The sequence below is a fragment of the Aporhodopirellula sallentina SM41 genome (assembly GCF_000346505.1).
Taxonomy (GTDB): domain Bacteria; phylum Planctomycetota; class Planctomycetia; order Pirellulales; family Pirellulaceae; genus Rhodopirellula; species Rhodopirellula sallentina.
Map to the genome: position 1 here is coordinate 1 of NZ_ANOH01000033.1, position 22,055 is coordinate 22,055.

Annotated in this window: 15 protein-coding genes and 3 pseudogenes; 7 read left to right on the forward strand and 11 right to left on the reverse strand. The window is 56.5% G+C overall.

Annotated features, from left to right (window positions below; genetic code table 11):
- Both RSSM_RS01565 and RSSM_RS01570 read left to right on the forward strand, forming a co-directional pair.
- Window positions 1-1,581 (forward strand): response regulator (locus RSSM_RS01565; protein WP_044300566.1); only part of this gene is annotated, 1,581 nt, incomplete at its 5' end.
- Window positions 1,582-1,887: 306 nt separating this feature from the next.
- On the forward strand, window positions 1,888-4,287 hold the full coding sequence (locus RSSM_RS01570) for a glycoside hydrolase family 95 protein (RefSeq protein WP_008673774.1): 2,400 nt from the start codon (window positions 1,888-1,890) through the stop codon (window positions 4,285-4,287).
- 127 nt (window positions 4,288-4,414) lie between these two features.
- On the opposite strand, the gene RSSM_RS01575 is transcribed toward RSSM_RS01570, so the two are convergent.
- Both RSSM_RS01575 and RSSM_RS34415 read right to left on the reverse strand, forming a co-directional pair.
- Window positions 4,415-4,927 (reverse strand): YkgJ family cysteine cluster protein, encoded by a 513-nt coding sequence (locus RSSM_RS01575; protein WP_144059494.1) that lies wholly within the window; start codon window positions 4,925-4,927, stop codon window positions 4,415-4,417.
- A gap of 104 nt (window positions 4,928-5,031) precedes the next feature.
- The gene (locus RSSM_RS34415) at window positions 5,032-5,241 is read right to left on the reverse strand and encodes a hypothetical protein (protein ID WP_044300568.1); all 210 of its coding nucleotides are present in this window, start codon (window positions 5,239-5,241) and stop codon (window positions 5,032-5,034) included.
- On the opposite strand from RSSM_RS34415, the pseudogene RSSM_RS01585 reads away from it, so the two are divergent.
- Window positions 5,170-6,011, forward strand: a pseudogene (locus RSSM_RS01585) (formyltransferase family protein). The gene RSSM_RS34415 and the pseudogene RSSM_RS01585 overlap by 72 nt on opposite strands.
- A gap of 31 nt (window positions 6,012-6,042) precedes the next feature.
- Here RSSM_RS01585 and RSSM_RS01590 read toward each other — a convergent pair.
- From RSSM_RS01590 to RSSM_RS01630, 8 genes and pseudogenes are all read right to left on the reverse strand, one after another.
- Window positions 6,043-7,089 carry an AAA family ATPase gene (locus RSSM_RS01590; protein WP_008673779.1) on the reverse strand — a complete coding sequence of 349 codons (1,047 nt, stop codon included), beginning with the start codon at window positions 7,087-7,089 and terminating at the stop codon, window positions 6,043-6,045.
- A 332-nt stretch (window positions 7,090-7,421) separates the two neighbouring features.
- Window positions 7,422-8,486: an SAM-dependent methyltransferase gene (locus RSSM_RS01595; RefSeq protein ID WP_044300571.1), complete on the reverse strand. Its 1,065-nt coding sequence runs from the start codon at window positions 8,484-8,486 to the stop codon at window positions 7,422-7,424.
- 96 nt (window positions 8,487-8,582) lie between these two features.
- Window positions 8,583-10,028 carry a hypothetical protein gene (locus RSSM_RS01600; protein WP_008673784.1) on the reverse strand — a complete coding sequence of 482 codons (1,446 nt, stop codon included), beginning with the start codon at window positions 10,026-10,028 and terminating at the stop codon, window positions 8,583-8,585.
- Window positions 10,025-11,941: a hypothetical protein gene (locus RSSM_RS01605; RefSeq protein WP_008673786.1), complete on the reverse strand. Its 1,917-nt coding sequence runs from the start codon at window positions 11,939-11,941 to the stop codon at window positions 10,025-10,027. Before RSSM_RS01605 ends, RSSM_RS01600 begins: the two co-directional genes overlap by 4 nt.
- Window positions 11,942-11,947: 6 nt before the next feature.
- Window positions 11,948-12,957: pseudogene (locus tag RSSM_RS35160) on the reverse strand (stage II sporulation protein M).
- 171 nt (window positions 12,958-13,128) lie between these two features.
- On the reverse strand, window positions 13,129-13,899 hold the full coding sequence (locus RSSM_RS01615) for a 3-keto-disaccharide hydrolase (RefSeq protein ID WP_008673792.1): 771 nt from the start codon (window positions 13,897-13,899) through the stop codon (window positions 13,129-13,131).
- Window positions 13,900-14,103: 204 nt separating this feature from the next.
- Window positions 14,104-14,565 carry a RidA family protein gene (locus RSSM_RS01620; RefSeq protein WP_008673794.1) on the reverse strand — a complete coding sequence of 154 codons (462 nt, stop codon included), beginning with the start codon at window positions 14,563-14,565 and terminating at the stop codon, window positions 14,104-14,106.
- A gap of 240 nt (window positions 14,566-14,805) precedes the next feature.
- Window positions 14,806-15,834 carry an ROK family protein gene (locus RSSM_RS01630; RefSeq protein ID WP_044300586.1) on the reverse strand — a complete coding sequence of 343 codons (1,029 nt, stop codon included), beginning with the start codon at window positions 15,832-15,834 and terminating at the stop codon, window positions 14,806-14,808.
- Window positions 15,835-16,284: 450 nt separating this feature from the next.
- On the opposite strand from RSSM_RS01630, the gene pepT reads away from it, so the two are divergent.
- A complete protein-coding gene (pepT, locus tag RSSM_RS01635) occupies window positions 16,285-17,550 on the forward strand; it encodes a peptidase T (RefSeq protein ID WP_008673798.1) in 1,266 nt (421 codons plus the stop codon).
- Between the two features lie 78 nt (window positions 17,551-17,628).
- Entirely contained in the window at window positions 17,629-18,405 is a 777-nt protein-coding gene (locus RSSM_RS01640) for a DUF4332 domain-containing protein (protein ID WP_008673800.1), read from the forward strand.
- Between the two features lie 280 nt (window positions 18,406-18,685).
- Here RSSM_RS01640 and RSSM_RS01645 read toward each other — a convergent pair whose 3' ends face one another.
- Window positions 18,686-20,014 carry an acyltransferase family protein gene (locus tag RSSM_RS01645; protein WP_236620876.1) on the reverse strand — a complete coding sequence of 443 codons (1,329 nt, stop codon included), beginning with the start codon at window positions 20,012-20,014 and terminating at the stop codon, window positions 18,686-18,688.
- 1,282 nt (window positions 20,015-21,296) lie between these two features.
- On the opposite strand from RSSM_RS01645, the pseudogene RSSM_RS35380 reads away from it, so the two are divergent.
- Both RSSM_RS35380 and RSSM_RS34425 read left to right on the forward strand, forming a co-directional pair.
- Window positions 21,297-21,494: pseudogene (locus RSSM_RS35380) on the forward strand (ISAzo13-like element transposase-related protein); the annotation flags it as partial.
- Window positions 21,487-21,633, forward strand: coding sequence for a hypothetical protein (locus tag RSSM_RS34425; protein WP_008673804.1), 147 nt, complete (start codon window positions 21,487-21,489; stop codon window positions 21,631-21,633). The pseudogene RSSM_RS35380 and the gene RSSM_RS34425, both read left to right, overlap by 8 nt.
- Window positions 21,634-22,055 lie beyond the last annotated feature (422 nt).

The following is a 22,055-nucleotide window of genomic DNA, read 5'->3' on the forward strand; positions in this document are numbered from 1 at the left end:
TCCGTCCGCGACACCGGGATCGGCATTCCAAAGCAGTCGCTCACGAAGGTCTTTGATTCGTTCTCACAGGTTGATTCGTCGACGACGAGAAAATACGGCGGCACGGGACTCGGGCTGACGATTTCGTCTCAGCTCGTTTCGTTGATGGGAGGACGCATTTGGGTCGAAAGCGACCTGGGCGTTGGCACCACGTTTCATTTCACCGTTCCGCTCGGAATCAGCGATCCTGCTCCGCCGCCAACTCCCGCTGAACTCGACGGACTGCTCGGCATGCCGGTGCTCGTCGTTGACGACAACTCGACCAACCGACGGATCTTTTACGATCTGCTGACCGCGTGGAAGCTCTGTCCTACCTGTGTCGATAACGGTGCCAGCGCACTCGAGGAACTTCGTCGGGCCGCCGCGCAGGCGGATGGCGATCGCAACGGCCAGCCCGACGACGCCAACGTGCAAACGGAGCCCTGCCCTCAACCAACGCAAACGCCCTATCAACTCGTTCTGCTCGATTGCATGATGCCGCAGATGGACGGGTTCACGGTCGCCGAATCGATCCGTAAGGATCCCGCGCTGAGTAGCGTCGACGTCATCATGGTTTCGTCGTCGGCAGGCGGCGATGATTCACGTCGTTGTCGAGAACTCAACATCGCTCGGTACATGACCAAACCGATCGTCCAGTCCGAATTGCTCGAAACGATCCTTCAGGTGAAACATCACCAACAGGCACCACGCACACGTTCGGAGAACCAAGACGCGATTGCCGCGACCGCACCGTTGAACATTCTTTTGGTTGAGGACAGTTACATCAACCAACGTGTCGCCGTCGGTTTGCTGCAGCGACTCGGTCACCACGTTGAAACCGCCGAGAACGGACAGCTCGCGATCGACGCATGGCGAAACGGCAACTTCGACCTGATTCTGATGGATTGGCAGATGCCCGTCATGGATGGTACCGAAGCCACCGCGGCGATTCGTGCCGAAGAAGAACAGACCGGCGAACACATCCCGATCATTGCAATGACAGCCGCCGCGATGAAAGGTGATCGCGAGATGTGTCTCGAGGCCGGAATGGATGACTACATCAGCAAACCGATCGACCCCAAACGAATTGTCGAAGCCTTCGCCTCCCTCCAGAAAGACGCTCAATACAAACCGACCAAACCAGCAGCGATCGACGACAGCGAGAACACCGCGGGGCAATCGGTGAACTCTCCCGAGTCGAATCAAGACGCCGGTTCAGTTTGGGTGGATGTTGAATCAGCCCGCGAGCAAATGGGTGGTTGTGATGATTCCATCTTGAGAGAACTCGCCCAGGCACTCGTTTCGGAATGCCAGACCAAGGGGGAAGAGATGCGAGTCGCCATCGAAGAACAAAACCTCGAAGTTGCCGGGCGCGCCGCACACACTCTCAAGGGCGCCGCCGCTCTCTTCGAGGCCAAGCGACTCGTCGATCAATTGCAAGAAATGGAAAACCTCACCCGCAAAAACAACATCGCGGAAGTCCAACGTCTCTACCCCAGAATTGTCGAATCGAACCAGCAGGTGATCCAACAACTCGAGTCATTCATCGCCGTCCCAAAATAATTCTCAACGATTTTATTTTTTTATCCGCGGAGTTTGTTTACTGCCCTTCGGTACTCCAATAAGACCGGCCCGTCGCGCCGGTGGTGAACATGCTCGGCGAATTGGCACCCGAGCCTGCTGCGCACAATCTCCGGTAACGCACGTCTCGCACGCTGCAATAAGACAGACAGCCTTCATTTGACAGTCAATTCCGACGCCGCGCCGCCGGTGTTCAGATGGTCACAGAGAGTTGAATCTGGGGCTAAAATAGAGTTGTCTATGGACCTCTAAGGTGTTTCCTCGAGATTCGGTGAGTAAACGGATTCTATGATTCGACTGCGTCCGCAAACATTGGTTTGCTTCTTCATTCTCTCGGTTGTGACTGCCAACAACTGCGTTTCCGCGGTAGACAAATTTACCCACTCCGAAGCAACCGTTATCCATCCACTCGGCCGTGCCCCGAGCGAGGAGTGGTCGCTGTGGTACAACCGTCCCGCAAAATTTTGGGAGGAGGCCCTGCCGCTGGGCAACGGACGACTCGGCGCGATGGTCTACGGCGGCGTCTCGAGCGAGTTGATTCAACTCAACGAAGAATCCATTTGGGCCGGGCCTCCGTTTCCGGTTGCTGAAAAGAATATCCGCAAGGAAACCGACGCGATTCGCCAGCTTCTCTTCGACGGCAAATACGTCCAGGCACAAAACCGACAACAGGCCTTGATGCCCAATCGCATCTCCCCACGCAGCTATCAAACGATGGGAGAGTTGCGCCTTAGCTTTGACATCGACCAACCCGTGACCGAGTATCGGCGAGACCTGAATCTCGATACCGCGATCTGCACGACGCGGTTCACGATCGGCGAAACAAACTACACACGTGAAGTGTTCGTTAGCCCGGTCGACCAAGTCATCGTGGTGCATTTGTCCGCGAACCGTCCCGAGTCGATCTCCTTTACCGCCGATGTGCAACGTGACGGTATCTTCGACGTAGTCAGTGACGGTGATCATGCGATCGTCGCCAACGGCCGAGCCGCTCACGGAAAGTCCCATCTCGGAGTTCGATTTGCAACGCGATACCAGGTCGAAACGCATGGCGGATCGGCTCACGTCGACGACGGTAAGTTGGTAGTCGAATCCGCGGACGAAGCAACGCTGTATATCTCCGCTGCCACCGACTACAACCGCGACAATACTACGGCACCACTCACTTACGATCTTGCTCAACGTTGCCAGCAGACGATTGCCGACGCGGTCGAGAAAACATTCGAAACGGTCAAGGCAGATTCGGTCGCGTCCCATCAAGAACTCTTCCGCCGGGTCACGTTAGACCTCGGCCCCCGAGTCGATCAATCAACGCTCGATCGACTGCGAAACTATTCCAGTAGCGAAACCAAGATTGATCCGAATCTCGAGGCTCTGTATTTTCACTATGGGCGTTATCTCTTAATCGCTTCATCGCGACCGGGAAGCTTACCTTCCAATCTGCAGGGGTTGTGGTGCAAGGACCTGCGTGCCCCATGGAACAGTGACTATCACATCAACATCAACATTCAGATGTGCTATTGGCCGGCCGAAACATGCAACCTCTCGGAGTTGCACTTGCCGTTCATCAGTTTCCTCGAGCGACTCGTGCCATCTGGACAGCAGACCGCGAAAGACCTCTACGGTCACCGAGGTTTCATGGCCGGGCACACCTCCGACGTTTGGCACGGCACGGCCCCGTTTGGAAAAGTGCAGTACGGTCAGTGGGTTGTTGGAGCCGCATGGTGTGCACGGCACGCGTGGGAACACTATCAATTCACCAACGATCGCGAATTTCTTGAGGAGCGCGCGTACCCTGTTCTCAAAGAGGCTTCGCTGTTCTTCCTCGATTGGCTCGTTGAAGACCCAAGCACGGGCAAACTCGTTTCGGGACCGAGTACGTCGCCCGAAAACAAGTTTTACGTTCCCGGGACGAAGGTCCGCACAAATTTGTCGATGGGACCCTCGATGGACCAGCAGATCATCTGGGACCTCTTCCATAATACGATCGCCGCCGCGGAGATCCTCGACATCGAAGATCCGTTTGTCGCGGATGTGAAACGCAGTTTCGCGAATCTGGCGATGCCGCAAATCGGCTCAGACGGGCGGTTGATGGAATGGGGACAGGAATTTGAAGAGGTTGATCCTGGACACCGACACATTTCTCATCTCTACGGGCTGTACCCCGGTACGCAGTACCACCTCAACAATCGGCCGGAGATGGTCGCGGCAGCACGGAGGTCACTCGAAACCCGGCTGGCTTCCGGTGGCGGGCATACCGGATGGAGCCGAGCGTGGATTATCAATTTCTGGGCACGGTTCAAGAATGCCAATCGTGCTCACGACAACGTGGCTCTGTTGCTGCGGAACTCGACGTACAACAACCTGTTTGACAAACACCCGCCATTTCAAATCGACGGCAACTTCGGAGGAACCGCAGGCATCGCGGAGATGTTGTTGCAGTCGCATGCAGGCGAAGTCGAACTGCTACCTGCACTGCCCGACGCGTGGCCGACCGGTTCGGTCACGGGGCTGCGTGCCCGTGGCGGTTTCGAGATTGATCTGCGGTGGACGAACCATCAACTGACCGGTGCGACCCTGCGATCACTCTCGGGTAAACCTTGCAAACTCAGGTATCGCGACCGGACGCTCACGATTCAAACCGAACCGAACGAAACCGTGGACATTTTGCAGATCGCCGCCGACTGACAAATTCCCCGTATTTTGGGGCCCCCGTAGTGGATCTTGTTAAAGATCCCCATGCAGCAGGATCCCCATGCAGCAGGATCTCTGTCAATCAAGATCCGCCACCCCATAACACGCCTGACGCCAACTCCTAGGCGGACACGACAGGCAATCCTGTTGGCCGCCGGCGTCGCAGTACATCTTTCTTGCGACGTCCCTCTTGTTCGAACTGCGGACCGAACAAAGCGTCGGCGTATTCGTCGATCTGTTCCGGGGTCTCGAAATAGCGTTCGTAGCACCAGTCGTCATCAAATTCGCACTCATCGGTCGTGTACTCGCGACAGATTTGTGGCCGTGTTTCATAGATCCCGCATCGGTAATCATCTTGCAAGTGCTTGCAGGTCGTATGAACGAGCAGGTACCACGTTTCCTCATCAACGAAAACGCTCGCGCGGTCATGCAGTAGATACCAACGGATGAAATCAAAATCCTTTCGCGAAACGGGCTCGTCGATGGGCAAGGCGAAATAGTGACAGCACTTCGCCGTGCAGTGGTCACAAAGGTTTTCGCCCTTAGGGAGATCGGCCCGATTCCGGACGCGGCGACGGGTCACCTCGGGCGTCGGATCCGAGTTGCGTTTTGGCTTTCTCTTCGTTTTGGTCATCAGAAAGTGCTCGAGTGCGGCTCCGCGAAAGACGGCCGCGTCGCCGGGAAATGACGCGTTTTCGTCGGCAGACGACGGTCGGGACGGGGTGGCAACGCCAATTGTCACGGTGGTAGAGTAGGCGTTTGATTTGCTGCATTCTGATCGTCGGTTGCAGTGACGTCCACCATACTCTCCACTCGTTTTATCCTCGCCCCGCCATGGAAGTCGTCATCACCGCACTCGGCCCCGATCACACCGGGTTGGCCGATCCGATCATTCACCACCTTACCGGTCGCGGGGCCCGCATCGCCGAAATCCAGATGTATGACCATGACGAGCGATCTCTGTTTGCGATGCTATGTCGGATCGAATTCGATCCGGCCCGGCAAACAACGGCAACGTATCGCTGCGGAGTCTTCAAGAAGAAATGCGTCAAATCGGCGAGCACACCGGATTGTCGATCCGAGTTTGGAGCCCAAACTTTCGCGGACAACGTCCACGACTCGCCGTCGCATGCACTTACGTCGAAGACACCCCACGGGCCGTTCTGCAGGCCGTTGCCGATGGGGTGATCAATGCGGATGTTCCCGTGGTGATTTCAAACCGCAAGAAGCTCGCCTCGCTCGCAGACGAATTCGATTCCGAGTTTCGCATGATCGGTGACGGTCAGGGCGCGGCTGACAACGAGAGGCTGGTCGCCACGCTCGATGAATTTGAGATCGACTATCTGATTCTCGCTCGCTACATGCGAGTTTTGCCAGCCGAAGTGTGCTGGCAATTTGCCGGCGGGCGGATCATCAATTTGCACCACGGTTTGTTGCCCGGCTTTCCCGGATTCCGTCCGTACCACGATGCCAACAATGCGCGCATGCTGACTTTTGGCGCGACGTGTCACTTCATCATTCCGGAACTCGACGCCGGCAATCAAACAATCAACCAACGCACATTTTCGGTCGCCCCGGGAACGCCGATCGAACAGATCATTGCCGAGGGTGAACGGGACAACGAACCGAAATGCCTAGTGGAAGGCGTTCGTCGCGTCGTCGATCAGGAAGTTTACCTTCACTTTCATCGCGTCGTGCCGCGTAAAAAGCCGGCATAAAACCCAGAGCGACCTAACGCTCAGCAGATCATCACAGCAAACTCGCCGGAGCGACGCGATGCTCCTTCACCAAACGGTCGACCAGATCCTCGATCGACACCCCGTCGGCCTCGGCGGCAAAGGAGGGGACGATCCTGTGTCGCAGTACCGGGAGAGCGAGAGTCTGCACGTCGTCGATTGTCACGTGGGTTCGGCCGTTCAATAACGCTCTCGCTTTTGATGCGAGCACCAACTGCTGACTCGCTCGCGGACCGGGGCCCCACTGGACCCATTCACGCACCCAATCTTTCGACTCGGGAGAGTTCGGCCGCGCGTCCCGTACCAAGTCGATTACCCAATCCTTCACGTGAGTCGGCAACGGAACTCGGCGAACCAACGATTGGAATCGCACGATATCTTCACCACTGATCACGTGTCCCACCTCCGGCGTTTCGCCCGAGGTCGTGCGATCGACTATCAAGGCCTCTTCCTCGCGGCTCGGATAGGAAACCACGACGTGGAAAAGGAATCGGTCACGCTGCGCTTCGGGCAACGGGTAGGTTCCCTCTTGCTCAATCGGATTTTGTGTCGCCAAAACGAAGAACGGTTCCGCCAGAGGATAGGTCTTTCCTCCCGCGGTGACCTCGTGTTCTTGCATAGCCTCGAGCAGAGCCGCTTGGGTCTTCGGTGGTGTCCGGTTGATTTCGTCGGCGAGCAGCATCTGGGTGAAGATCGGGCCTTTACGAAAAACCATTTCCCGCCGGCCGGTTTCGTGGTCTTCTTGGATGATGTCTGTCCCCGTGATGTCGCCAGGCATCAAATCGGGGGTAAACTGAATCCGTCGGAAATCCAAACTCATGGACGAGGCGAGCGTTCGCACCATCAAAGTTTTCGCTAGTCCCGGCACGCCTTCGAGCAAGCAGTGTCCGCGGGCCAGGATCGCGATCAGCAACTGCTCAACCACGTCGCTCTGGCCAACAACGACGCGGCCGACCTGTTCTTTCACCTCGTTGACGCTGGCTATCAACGCAGCGGCAGCCTCGACGTCACCGACCGGTATTTGGGTAGATTCATCTTCTCTCGGAGGCGGGGTGACCATCGTATCCTCTGGCGTGTCGACACATAAATCCGCAAAACAAAGTCGTGACCAATATACCGAGTCCGCACACGATCCGCTCGTTGCCAGCGTTTCCAAACCAGAGCGACTGGTTCACCAGTTTAGAACCGATTGGAAAGCGAGGACGTTTTTAAAAAAGGATGTCACCGATGTCGCTAGACTTCGGTGGACTGAACTCTGACGCATCCAGCAACAGTGATCGGACACGTCAGTTCTCAAAATGCTCCAATCAGCCGATTGGCGTTACTAACACGAGGCGACCGGAGCCGACCTCCGCCGGCTAGGCAACCTGCCGAGGTCTTCGGATAGCAAGGCTACCGCAACGTTACCGAAAAACACACTTCGCAACGGTTGCGGGCCAAATGCCGTATTTCAATTTTCTCGGGACGCCATCGTTCCACCTCGCGACGCCACCGCGGGATCTGGCTCGCCCGTTCGTAGTCGCCCAACTTCATCGTGATCAGGCATCCGCGGATACTCGTTTCGCGGCTTTCGACAATGTTACGCACCGTGCTGAGCGTCGCGTCAGGTTTGACCGTTGAATCAACCAACAACCATTTCGCTCCACGGTAAATTCGTCGAGGTAGATCCCCGGCCCGAGCCGCGTAATGCCTGAACCGCGGGTGATTGGCAATCCGCGGATCCATCTGAGCGGGATCGATACCGATCACGTCGAGACCCATCTCCAACAGCCTCCCGCACGCACCACCGGGAGCACTGCCCACCTCGACGGCGAGATCCCCGGGCCGCAAGTCGAAACCACTCCACGCAATCGCCTCGGCCGCCTTGTAGTATGCCCGTGAGATCGGCTCGTGCTCCGGTGCAACAGGTTGCACACCACCGGGCCATCGCGTCGGCAACGTTGACGCGGTGTGCATCCCAAAAAACCAATGCGAGGGATCGACTAAAACAACATCGAGCACGCGATCGGAAGGCTGGGCGACGTCGTTCGCGGTAGCACAACGAAGGTGGTCCGGTCCGAGGCGTTCGTGGATCCGTGTCGCCACCGCGCGAGAAACCTCATCGCTGCCCGGTTCAAAATCGAACCGACCGATCGGGGCACGATCACGTGGCCAAACATGCAATTGATCAAACGGCAGTGGCAAACCAGATAGTTTTTCAATCAGTCGGTCGATCAATTCGTCCGCATCACCCGACTTGCCACTGCCGAGAGATTTCGACGCGGTCCGGATGAAAATGTCCGTCGGAAGAGTTGTCTCTTCATCGTGTTTCGCCGTCACAAAGCCCGGACGCGAGAACGACAAACGCCATCCCTTTTCCGCAATGGCTTCTTTGACGATTCCTTCAGCACCATGGGCACACGTAAACATCCCAAACGTGGGATCGGTCTCAGAAGACGACACAGAAGCAGAACTCATGGTGGGCAATGGCGGACAGCGAGCGACAAAAACGATGCAGCATAAAAGCAACCCGAATATAAACCAGCCGCCGGAAAACGATACTGCTAATGCCCATCAAGCGTCGTTTGCTTTGGCCGCCTCCGCTAGGGCGGGGGCGGTCGGTTCTTCTGGCTTGGTGTCGACGCGTTCTGGTGGGGGATTGGTCGACGGCGTCGGGTTCGGTTCCGGCAGCACCCACGGGCCGGAGGTTTCGCCTCGGATGTGCCGAAGATACTGGCTGATCCTTTGATGTGCGTACTCCTTCCCTCCGCCGCGACGCATCAACATTGCCATCGCGGAAAGGTGGTTCCCGAAGTGCGTCACTCGGTTGTAGCGGACGTGCCGTGGGCGACCGAAAACGGGCAGCAGCATCAAACAGAGAACGATTCCAAGGAAGGCCACATGCATGTTGATCAAACTCAGTGGCATTTCTGTCATCAACTCCCATCCTTTTGACTGAGGAACGCCTGGTTCCGCATTCGAGATCGGAATCGGGAGAAAATCGGAACTCAAAAACGAGACAACGATCTCGTCACGGTCCGATTCGCCCTCCAGGTTGCCTTCGCTGCCGTTGCTTCGATTTGCGACCGAGTGGATTTCGTCGCGAATCATATCGGCCATTTCGAGTCCCGCGTCAGCAGTCATCGCAAAATTAGTAACCAGCCCGCCGCTCGAAACGATCAGGATTTGCGAGTTTCCCCACTCTTCTTTTCGCAACCGCGCGAGAGTCGTCAACGACGTCTTGCCTCCCAACACGGTGGTCGCTTCGCTCAGCAACGCCTGGAAATCTGCTGACTCGTTTTCGTTCCCCGGTTCAACCGTTGGGCTCGGCGACACGTCATTGTTGGCTGCCCCTTTGTCGAGATCAATCTGCGACGCTTCCGATGGATTGCTCGTTGCGTTTGCGGTGGGTTTGTCTTTGCCAAAAGGCTTGACGTTAAAGTCACATACTCTTCGGTCAGGCAGTCGTGTCCGATAAGGCAACGCCTCCGCGACGAACCAATCGGTCACTTTGATATCTTCTCGGACAACATCCGACAGCAACCGAGAGTTGATTTCTTTGGCGAGTTTTCGTCGGTACTCCAACCGCTGGGCCGGCGGCGCGATCTCGGCCGCGGTGTGAAAATATTCCTCGGTGCTACCGCTATCGGGAAGAACGAGAACCAACGTGTGGTTGCCATCCATCAACCAATCTTCCATCCATCCCCGCACCGAGGGTTCATTGAGAGGAGGCCACGAAATCGGTAGCCAAACAATCGCGTCGTTTTGCAGTTCACGAACAGAAAGCCGATACAGGTCACGCGTTTTGACTTCCTGCGGCGCGTCCTCGGCAACCTTACCGATTGCATTCCGAAACGCCCCAAAGCCGTTCACGCTTTCCTGCCCGGCCATCCCGCTGCTGTTGCCGTATTCCGTGTTGAATTCACTGCACCCGCCAAGGAACAACACGCAGGATACGATGACGAGCAGCGTCGCATGTGGACGTCGGGCCGTGTCTGCCCAGATCGGCGCGGTTTTCATCGAGAACCTCCGGTCATGTTCAGAGCGTTTTCGATCTGCAGGTTGTTTTGCCACAAATCTTCAAATCGTTCCCGAGTAAGAGAATGCCTGCCAAAGTAGGAATGCTCGAATGCGTCGACGGTTTGATTCAGTTGAAGGCCGATTTCTTGATCTGTTTGTTTGGATTCCCGCACGTATTGCTTGTTTGTTTTCCAACGCGACAGACGCAGGTGTCCGGCACGGTCTAGCATCAACAACTGATGCCCGTACAAATAGATGATCGCACGGTCAAAATCTCCCGCTGCGATCAACCGTTCAAGTTCCGATCGCGGGTTCACATTCGTGTCCCTGAGTTCGGCAGGCAATTCCGAAATCCGTTGCTTGGTCTGCTCATCGAGCGTTCGTGAATGCACCACCGATTGCGACAACGCGTCCGGGCGGAAGTCAAATGAGCTGTTGGCGAACACATACATCAACAACGCGACCAAACCGACCACCACGCACGCCAGCAACATCCAACCGATGATGTTTCCAAAACTGATGTCGCCCCACCAGGACGTTGTCGGGGTTGGCGCAGCAGGCGGTTTCGGGGGAGGTTTGGGGCGGTTGAGCCACCGGCTGTCACGGTTTTCTGTGTCGACTCGCGTGTCCTGCAGTTCGATCGCCCGGACCTCTTTTGCCTCCGCGTCGTACCAGACCGACTCCGACACGATGGCGGTGTCTGCCACGACAGCAACGATGGGCATCCGAATCGGCGGTGACGCGATCACCGGAGATGAACTTGCGAGACCGCAGGCGAGGCCCACTACCCATCCAACCCAAAGTAACGTGGTCGTCCCCTTTCCGGATTCAATCTGAATGTTCTCCGCCGGGTTCCCCGTTTGGTCCTGTTGAGGTGTGCCGGGAGGCTCGACCGCGGGCGCGGGATCAATGTCCGAAGCCTCGGCAGCGCCATCGGGATGAGGTTGGGACGCCTTGTCTTTCGTTTGCCGATGGACCTGACGCACCGGATTGAGCGGAACCGACATGCTGTCTTCCCCGAACTGGCGAATCGCTTCGGCGCGTATCGCCAACTCCACTTCCCAACCTTCCAACCGGATGCGGGCATCGAGATATCCCAGCAACCGAACCACAACGCTCAGCGAAGCGATCAACCACAACGACAGCGGGAAAAATACCAGCATCGTGAACCGGTCTGCCGACCAATTGCCCAACCCAATCCCACGCGTCCAAACCAGTGCAAAGTATACGCACGCGAGCAACACCAGCAGTGTCATTGAAACGGTAATGAATCGCCCGCCGAGGTCACTCGACATCGGCGAATGCAATGCCTTGGATCGACGTTTCAACGTGATCGTGTTTTCGTTCTTGCTGCGCAATGGACAACGCTCGAGCAAAATCATCTCGGGGACAAACGGACGGTTGCTGCGAATCAACGCCGCGCAAAAGATTAAGCCGGTTGGGATGACGAAATCGAGCAGCGCGTCGGCTTCCTGTCCCCACTGCAGCATGGCAAAAATCATCGCGGGAATCACCAAACGCCTCACGCCGAGCGTCCACAGCAGCGGCCAAAACATCCGCCGAACCTCGCCGATCGCGCTGCGCAGCGTTGGCTGTTTATCAAAAATAGCTTGACCGAGCGTGTAGGTCGTCAGGACGCCAGCAATCGGAGCCTGCAGGAAGACCAACGTGCACATCCAATACACGTATCGCCAACGATCCGTGTCGCCTTCACCGGCGAATATATCCTGACGGTCGAACCGGTTCGGCAGCCAACCGAGCAGCAGCAGGTCGGCGAGGATCCAAACGGCCGCTCCCGCGAAGAACGCGTGAAAAAACGCCTTCGGATATCGACGGATCATCAGCAACGAAAGGTCGCCGATCTCCGACAACGTTCGAACGCGAATCGCGACATGAGTTTCATCGAGTTGCACGGTGACCTAGCCGCTCCGAAACGTTGAGCGTCGAGGACCGCGTGGAAACCCCAACACGACAAAGTAAAAACTGATCAACGAGGACGACATGATCGCCCAAGCAGCCTTGAACAGATACGGTGCCGGACTCGGTGACAAAAAGCCTTCCGTAAACGCAGCCAAGACAAACAAGGTCGCCGCGGCCGCCATGATCGGAACGCTCCGGTGCGCGGACCGGCGCATCGAGTCCATTCGCGTCAAACCATCGGTGTAAAACAAACCGACGCCCAGCCGCAATCCGGCCGCTGCGGAAAGTGCGATTGCGGTCAATTCGAACGGCCCGTGGGCAGTCACGAAATGAAAAAGTTATCACTGCCACCAACGTCTTCCCGAGCCATGTATCCGAACATCGTTCCGAGCGCGACGCCGTTGTAGGCGAGAATGTACAGGCATGGAATCAACAGGATCCCATACGCAAAACACTGCAACCCGATGCCGGTGTTGTGCATGATATAGAACCCCGACATGGTCACGTAGTGATCGAGCGAGCCGTCGATCCTTTGTTCATACATCTGCTCGAGGCTATGGAGCTGATCTGTTCCGACAACGTTGTCGGCAAACTCCGGGAAGAGAGTTTGCTGGTAGCCGAGATACATCGACAAACCAAACAAACCAAAAAAGACGATTGTCGCGATACGCACGCAAGGGTCAGCAAAAATCTGACGGGGTGCGTCGCGAAAGATCAGGTCGAAGAAACCGACCGCTGAAAATTTGCCCGAACGGTATAGCTGGTTGTGTGCACGGGCGACGAGTCGGTGCAGGTACGTCACAGTTGCGGGTGGCAGGTGGTATGCGTCCGCGAGAGCCAAGTCCGCACACACGCCGCGGTACAAAGAGGCGAACCGCACGACACCTTGGGCGCCACGGTATCTTTCTCCCGCCTTGACCGTCTTCCCACTCACCTCCATTGCTTCGCAAAGCTGCTCCAACTCGTCCCAATTGCTGCGACGCTTTTCGAGAAGCTTTGCAATATTCATTCGCGGGTACCTATCCAATCCAGGCGAGGGGAGAGATTGAGTATAGCGATTGCTAGGCTCTCGTGGACCCGCCGCCGCACGCCGCAGATTCGCAGAGATTGAGCAGTTGTCACCAACTGCTCATTCTCTCGTGAACTTCGTGCTCGGCGCCGGTCGGTGCGAGTGAGTGTTCTATTCTGGCGAACCCGACTCGTCTTCTTTCTCGGCAGCCTGCGCCGGGGTGAATTCGCGTACCCAAATGTTGCGGAAGCGAACCGGGTTGCCATGATCCTGAATCGAGATCGGACCTTTGGGGCCGTGTGCTTTGTACTCCGGAGCGCGGTTATAAGGCGTGTCGCCCAACAGCTCAAAGTGGTTCAACACCAAAACGCCATTGTGCGTCGCCGTGATGTAAGCCGGCGACAACAGTTCGCCGTTCTCATCGAAACGCGGCGCGGTCCAGAAAATATCGTACGAGTTCCATTCGCCTGGCGGACGCATCGCGTTGACCGCGGGCGGCGTCTGTTTATAAATCGCGGCCGCTTGGCCATCAAAGTACGTTTGGTTGTCGTACGAATCGAGCACCTGCATCTCATAACGACCCATTAGAAAGATGCCGCTGTTGCCTCGCTGTTGTGACTTGCCCTTCGGTGGCGTCGGTGCGGACCACTCAACGTGAAGTTGGCAATCGCCAAAGCTCTCTTTGGTGCGGATGCCCCCTTTTCCGACAACGAGTTCGTTGCCTTCGGTATTCCAGTTTTCGCCGTTTTCCCATTTCGCAACGTCTTCCGGACCGGCGAACAATACGATCGCATCGGATGGAGGATCGTTGTCGGTTTTTCCCGGTTCGACGATCTTCGGCTCGAGCCAATCGATCCCGCTCAGATATTCTTCAGCCGATACGGAGACACAGGTTGCGGTCATCAAGGTGGACACGACGATCGCGATAACAGAAGTTCTCATGTTTGCAATTTCAAAAGGTGGGATAGAAAGGTGAGTGACGGCGCGAAAGAGTCGGTCGCTCCCTCGCCGTCATGCCACACAGTGTAACCTCCCCGATAAAGGTCGACACAACCTCGCACCGTCAACGGTACCGATTCGGCGACTTCGTCTGAGTCGCAGGTTCCTTCACGGTTCCCGAGTGTTTTCGCGGGGACGAATTCGCAATCATTTGATTTCGAAAACCGCTTCGATTTCGACAGCCATCCCGGCTGGCAACGCGTTGGTTCCCACCGCGCTGCGAGCCCCGACTCCCGCGTCGGCCCCGAAAACATCTCGCATCAATTCGCTGCATCCGTTGATGACGGCCGGTTGAGCTTCAAACGAATCGGTGCACTTCACGAACCCGGTCAATTTGATCAGGCGATTGACCCGATCGAGTGACCCGAGATGGCCGCGGAGCGACGACAAAATCGCCAACCCGACCAACCGTGCCGCCGCGTATCCTTGGTCGACGTCCATGTCGTCCCCCAAACGCCCCGTGACGAGACTGCCGTCCTGTTGCAGAGGACCGTGTCCGGAGAGGTACAGATGATTGCTGGTTTGAATGACCGGTTTGTACAACCCAAGAGCCTGAGGAGGTGGTGGGAGTTCCAGCCCCAGTTCGTCAATCTTTGCGTCGTGACTCATGTGATTCCTCGAGAGTTTTATCTTCGTGCCGATCGTTGGCGGGCTCGATGGAAACAATCGAGATCGCTCTGACCGAGCCTGCCGCGTATCCGCGAACCGCGCGAAGTTGGATAGCCTTTGTTTACTGCTTTTGTTGGATCGCTTTGTTCTTTATTCAATTGCTTTGCTCAGCAACTTTCGTTGCTTCAATCCGCCGATACGGACTGTTCCCGTTTCAGCGGAGTAATTGAATTCCTGTTCCTATTTTGATGACTTTTTCCCGTCATCCGACTTCGAATCTTTCTGATTTTCGTCGTCAACATCGCCTTCAAATTGGAGCTTGGCCCATGCCGCCGATCCCATCACGCCGGCGTCATCGCCCAGTTTGGCGGCAACGATTTTGAAGCGGTCTTTATAAACCGGCATCACGCACTCTCTAGCGACCTTGCGGATGTTGTCCAGCAAAAGGTCTTCCATCGCTTCGACGAGCCCACCGCCCAAGATGATCTTGTCGGGACAGAGCGTGTGGACCACGTTGACCACGGCGTAACCGAGCACCGTCGCCGCCTCTTCGATCAAACGTTTGACTGCCTTGTCACCGTTCTTGACCGAACTGGCCAACGCACCGCTGCGAATCTCGGCAATGTCGGTGCCGGCATCCTCGAGCAGCGATGGGGCCTCTCCTCGATACGCGAGTTTCGCCGCCTCGGCCGCGATCGACAAACGGCTCGCTTCGGTTTCGAGCGTGCCTGGAATTTCTCCGCCACTGCATCGAACCCCCGCGCTAATCCGGGTATGGCCGATTTCCATGCAGGAGATTCCGGCGCCCTGCAGAATTTTGCCTTCATAGACACAACCGCCGCCGATTCCCGTTCCCGGGAAAATTCCAACGGCACATCGACTGCCCTCGGCGGCACCGAACCGGTACTCGCCATAGACTCCCGCGTCGACGTCATTGAGAACCGCGACGTTGCAGTCAAATTCCTTGCTGAGGAATTTTTGAATGTCGACGTTGTCCCAGCCGAGGTTGGGCGTCGACAACAAACGCCCCGATTCCAAATCGATCGGTCCGGGACATCCGATTCCGATCCCCGCGATGCGGTCAGAGTCGAGGTCGTTTTCGTCGAGCAATCGCTTGATCGTCGACGCGATGCGGGCGATGCCGCTGTCGGAGCCTTCGCGACCACGTGTTTTCCGACGCCGACGGGCAATCGGTTTCATGTCATTGTCGTAGGCGACGGCGAGCATTTTGGTTCCGCCGAGATCAAACCCGATCCAAATATCTTTCAAAACATTCCTCGAACTATGCGTTCTAGCGTATTCGCTTTTGCAGTTTAACGATTCCGATCGCAATCCAATGCGATTCACCGCCCACGCCGACACCGGCGCAATCCCGTGCTGCTAATAAGAAGAATCTGAGAAGAACGATTCTTCAAGCCCCAGAGGATCCGCGGCACACCGAAATCCGGCGTCACCAATCCAGCCGCGAAGAAAACCGGAACATCCCTAAAACGGCTCCTCCGGTACACCCGCCCACCATCGCTCGCTCCACACGGCCGTGCCCCGTCGCGACGAATCCACAACCCGTTATAAAAGAACACGACAAAAGAACACGGCGAATCCAAGTCCGCGATCGTCTGCGTGCCAGTTGGTGATGCCGCGCCCCTTCACGTTCTCCGTTCTCTTTATCCTCCGTCCCGTTCATCCACCGTCCCCTTCAATACCGCGAAAACGTCACACATGACCGATTCCCCCGTCGCTGATCTGCCAATCCAAACCGATCGACTTCTCGAACGTTTTTTGCGATACGTGCGCATCGACACCGCGGCGGATCCTCACTCGGACACCTACCCGAGTAGTAGCAAGCAGCTCGAACTCGGCAAAATCTTGGCAGCGGAACTTCTTGCGATGGGAATCGAAGACGTCGACTTCACCGACGACGGACTGGTGATCGCCACCGTTCCGGCTTCCGCTCCGGGAGAACGACCCGTCGTCGCGGTCGTGGCTCACGTTGACACCTCACCGGAGGCCCCCAGCGAGAACATCACGCCGCAAGTCGTGCGTGACTATCCCGGCGGCGATATCTCTCTGCCCAACGGTTCATCGATCACCGTCGCGGGCTATCCGAAGCTGGAGAAAATGGTCGGCCAGACCCTGGTCACCACCGACGGGAATACGTTGCTCGGCGGAGACGACAAAGCTGGCGTGGCGATCATCATGGAAGTCGCCCACACCCTGATGGAACACCCCGAAATCCCGCACGGTCCCGTTCGAGTCGTGATGACCTGTGACGAGGAAATCGGACATGGAACCGACAAAATCGACCTTTCGCAGTTGCGGGCCACGGTGGGGTACACGGTCGACGGAGGAGGCCACGGCGAAATCGACGTCGAAACTTTCTCCGCCGACGCGGTCACCGTCACCTTCACCGGCCACAACATCCACCCGGCGATTGCTAAGGACAGGATGGTGAACTCGATTCGCGCCGCCTCGCGGTTTGTCGATTCATTGCCGCTCACCGAGCAAACGCCGGAAACGACCGACGGCCGCGACGGATTCATTCACGTTCACGACGTGTCCGGAGGAGTCGGCGAAACCCGTGTCGAGTTGCTCCTGCGGAGTTTCGACAGCGACCGACTCGAGGACTACGCAACCCAAGTGCGAGAGCTCGCCGATGCCGCCGCCGCAGCCATCCCGGGGACTCGCGTGCGATGTGACGTTCGACGCCAATACCGAAATCTGGGCGAGGGGCTCGCGGCACTCCCCGAAGCGGTATCACTCGCCGAAAAAGCGTTCGCGAACCTGGGCTTGGAGTGCTCTCGCGAAATCGTCCGTGGCGGAACCGACGGCAGCCAACTGACCGAAAAAGGGCTGCCGACGCCGAATTTGTCCAGCGGCCAGCACAATATTCACAGCGTTCTGGAATTCGCAAACCTGGACGAAATGCGTGATTCGGCGCGACATTTGATCGAATTGCTACGGCTCTGGGGCGAAAAAGTGTCTTGATTGCCCTGGCCATCGAGACCCGCCTCCTGATACCGGACAGACTCCTCGAATGCTTCTTTCGATCAGGAGTCTTATCACATGTTCGAGTTTTTCAAACGTTTGGTCCGATCGACCAAAAATAAAGAGCGGGATGTCGTGTTCTTGGTGGATCTTCCCGAGATTCCCAACCCACCCCAAAATCTCACCCACGCGCAGCACAGCCGTTCTGCCCACACTTCGCGTCAAAGCCGTCAATCGGATCTCGCCGCGACGAAAGCAATTCGGCTCGTCGGAAATGTTCCGGATACCTCCACCGGCTCATCCAATGACTCGGCCCTGGAAACGATCGCTCTGGCACGACATGCCCGCAAGCGTTCGGCGCCCGCACATCTTCCCAAGCAATCGCTGGCGTCGTCCCACCGCGAGCGTCTGCTTGCGATGCGGATCGAGCACCTGAAGCTCTGTCCTGAAGCGCGCTGCAAGCAACTCGCCAACATCGGTGTTCAAACCGCGGGCGATTTGATCTTTGGTGATCCCAAACAGATCGCCCACTCGTTCCGCAACCCGGAACGTGCCGAGCGAGCTATCCGCCGATATCGTGCGGCAATTCGTCTGGCGTTGGCCGTCGACTCGATGATGCCACGAGACGCTTTGTTGCTCGTTGCCATCCATCGACGCAGCGTCGCGAGTTTGTCTCGCGAGTCCGCCGCTCAACTCCATCGCGACCTCGAACGGTTCTCCATGAGCAGTCGGGGCAGCAAGATGATCGGGCGACGCGGGGTGCCGAGCCTCCGACGTGTGAAAGCATGGGTGTCCACTTGCCGCGAACTCGCCGCCGCAGCCACCGGCCCCGAACTCGCCAACCAAGCCGCCTAACGAGCATGGTAGCTTGGTATGCGCCAAAGCCAAGTTCAGGGAAGCCAAATTCAGGGTAGCGAAACTCGCCAAGAGTTTCGGCAGACCCCGGGAATCACCGAATGTCTTGGCGACATCCGCAACGGTATTTGACCTAGCAAAAGCCTATCCAGGACCCGTCAGTCGATCGGCGTCCGCCGCTGTTTCCGCAGGGAGCAACCGCGGGTGATTTGAGCCAGTCGTTATCGGCTGAGCGTCGTGATCCTCAACGTCGGCTCTCAACTTAGAATGCTTCAAGCGTCTATGCAGCACGCGAACGAGCGACTGACTCGTTCGTACGCGGGAATTCGATCGACCGGACCGAATCGTCCGTCTCGGCACGTTGGGTCGCTCTCATGCGTCGCTGCTGCGCCAGCCAACTGACCGACCAACCGGCCGCGACTCCGAGTCCGGTAGCCAACGAAACCTTCGCTAATGGTGAAACGCCTGGTAACGCGAACTTGGCCGCAATATGTGCCAGGCCAACGACCGGGTGATGCAGAAGGTAGATCAAGAACGACGCTGCAGCGAGTGACTTCATTGTTCGTCCTAGTCCGCTGATGTGTGCCAAGCAAACGCCCATCAAACCGAACGTCATCAGCGATGCTGCACTGACAGTCAAAACGCTCAGTCCGCCACGCACGGCAACCGACGTCACCGGTAACCCGCCCGCGAAACGGTCCGAACTAACCACCGGGTCGATGCCAGCCCATCCGCCGTTGATCCATTTCGCCGGATCTCCGACTGTCGCGAGCCACCATGTTCCCATGCACACCGACGCAGCCATCAAAAGCGTTCCTGGCCCTATTAAACGAGATCCGTTCTCCTTCAGTTCATCCAGTTCGGGATCCAGTCGATACCAAAACGCTCCGGCTGCAAAGAATGCGCCGCTGTAAAGCCATTTGGACAACACGGGAATGAAAGAGTGTTGAAAGCCCCAGACCACCTCAGGCCGCATCGTTAGCGAAACCACCGCGACGCCAAAACATACAGGCATCACGTAACGGGCAATCTGCGTCGCAGTTAGACGTACCATCGATCGCCACGCGCAGGCCAACACAATGACGTACATGATCAAATATTGAAGGAACCAAAGATGGCTTAGCCCCCAAAGGTTTCGATCGACACCACCCTCGAACTTCATGCGTTTTACATTGCTGATCGCAACCTGCCCGTCTGCAACCCATCCCACCATCCAGGTGTAGAACTCAACCGGCAGGAGAAACACGACCGTCAACAACAGCGGCCACCCGAGCCTGCGGGTTCGTGCCATCGCCGTCGACCAGGCACCACGGTGCGCGACACTGCGAGCGGCAAAGAAGCCCGCGATCACCAAGAAGATTGGCATGATCACAACTTCGATTCCCCAGAATAGATACGTGACCGATTGATCAGGCGTGTCCAGAACACTCCAACTCAACCCAGCCATCGACGGACTCGCGTACGGCACACACGCATGCAACAGCACCACTGCCACCGCCGCCACCGCTCGCAATGCATCGATCCCCGCAAAATGGCCACCCTGAGGGCGCACCACGGGAGCAGTAGGAGAGTGATTCGACGCTGCTGTTATCGGGAGAATGTTAGGCATGTCCATTGCCAGTGGTCGCATCCGAACAGGGGTAATGCCCCCGAACGCCAAAGCAAACGAGGTGAAACCTCGCTTCTACAAAACAAGTCCGCTACACCACCAGAGCGAAATTTCAACACGCTCGCTCCTCGCTCCTTGCTTCACCGCTCCACTTGGAGTGAGGAGCACTAATTGTCCCTGCACATCGTCCAGATAACGTATCTATCTAGAAATCAATTAACGAACGAATCAGTCGGCTGTGAAGCGTTGGACTTTGTTTCGGTGACTCGCAGGTAGAGTTCCCATGCAAGGCAGGCTCACCCTTCACTCGACCATCTAAGGTCGCATGCCATAGTTGATCTACCGACGAGTGCCGTATTTGCAATTTGATTCTTCTTACGGTCCTTTTGGGCACCAGACAGGATTCTCTTGCAATTGATTTACAGGATACCGGTGTCGAGTCGATCAAGTCAGCAGCCGCGAAGCTCACTGGCTGGAAGCGTGGTGAGTATCAAACCGAAATCACAATTTAGTTTTGCGACGCAAGTTCCCACAAAGCGAACAACGATTGGGGTGGGGAAGAGCAGTCGTCGCAACTGGTCTGGGTGAACGCCGGACCGGCATTCAATGCCTTGATATTGTTTATGCAAGAGGACGAAAAAAAGCCGAAGATCAATCAACCCAGTTATCCGAAACGATCAAGCGGCTTGTCGAGACTCAGTCACAGGCTGACGCAGAATTCCAGTCCACTTTGACCAATACACGTATCACCGCAAAACGCAGTTCACCGGGAAGTTGCCCAAGCGGGAGTCCAAAGCGTCCCCTCGGAACGCTCGATGCATAGAATTCTCAAACGCATGGGCTATAGCACCAAGAAGGTGCAAAAAAAGAAGCCTCAGAAAAATTCTTGATACAGATGCCGTCTTTGAAAACCTGAACGTCGTTCACACATTCGCCGCCCCGGAGGATCTCACACCTAGGATTTCGATCGATACGAAAGCAAAAGTCAAGGTTGGTTCTATCTCGCGGTTGAGCTGCACGTGTTCTCGCGAGCCGATCGAGGCGCTCAACCATGGACATGGGCCCGGTAGCGGTCATCGTACCGGCGGGCATCCTGGAAGTGGATCACGATCCGCTCAACGTAATCTTTGGGACCTCACGAGATAACGCTGACTGCATCGAGCATTGGTGGTCCCGTCGAGGTCCATTGTGTGCTCGTATTAAGTAGTTGTATGGTCATAATAAGTAACTGGTGATCAATCTTGATCATGCCCCGGAGATCAACAGTTCTCGCACCGAGTTCATGAAGTGCCTTATGCAGTTCGTTGATCGCACTGGCTTGCGGCTCGAACTGACTTACTATCCGCCGTACCAAAGCCAATGCAATCCGATTGAGCGTTGCTGGGGTATTTGGGAACAGCGCTGGAATGTAACGCTTCTCACTTCGATCGACGTCGCGATCCGTTGGGCCAAGAGCATGACATGGCGAGGGAATGTCACCGCTGGTCGACCTAATGAACGGCAACTACGAACGCAGAGTGAAGTTTGCCAAGAAAGAGTTTCAACCGATCGCCGAGCGACTGATTCGATCGAAGACACTGGGGAAATGGCTCCTCTGGATCGACCCGCTCGGAAGGTAGACCTTTCCTGGCGACCTGCCTTATTCCACACCATTTGAGCTTGCATAAGTTTCTCGCCGGAATCTCGAGGTAAATGATTCGGACACCATACGATACCCTCAGAAAACCCACCAACCTTGGATTATCAACGGATACGCCGAAGTGACGGCATTTTTTCTCAAATGAAAGAAGTTTTTACTTTTTCGTGACAGCATCACTGAGCCGGGTGCCTTTCCCTTTGTCGCCACGAGCGAATCCACGAAAATTTAACTTCGCATAATGAAGGTGCCCCGCCGTGTCCGCTGTCTTAAACCAATGCAACGTTGCGTCAATTGATCGGTTTTCGATCTCTCCGAGCACACTCTCCGCTGCCGAGCCGAACACCGAGGCCGATCCACAACCCCAGCAACCGGTCGTCGCCAAAACTGGGATTTCCCGCTACC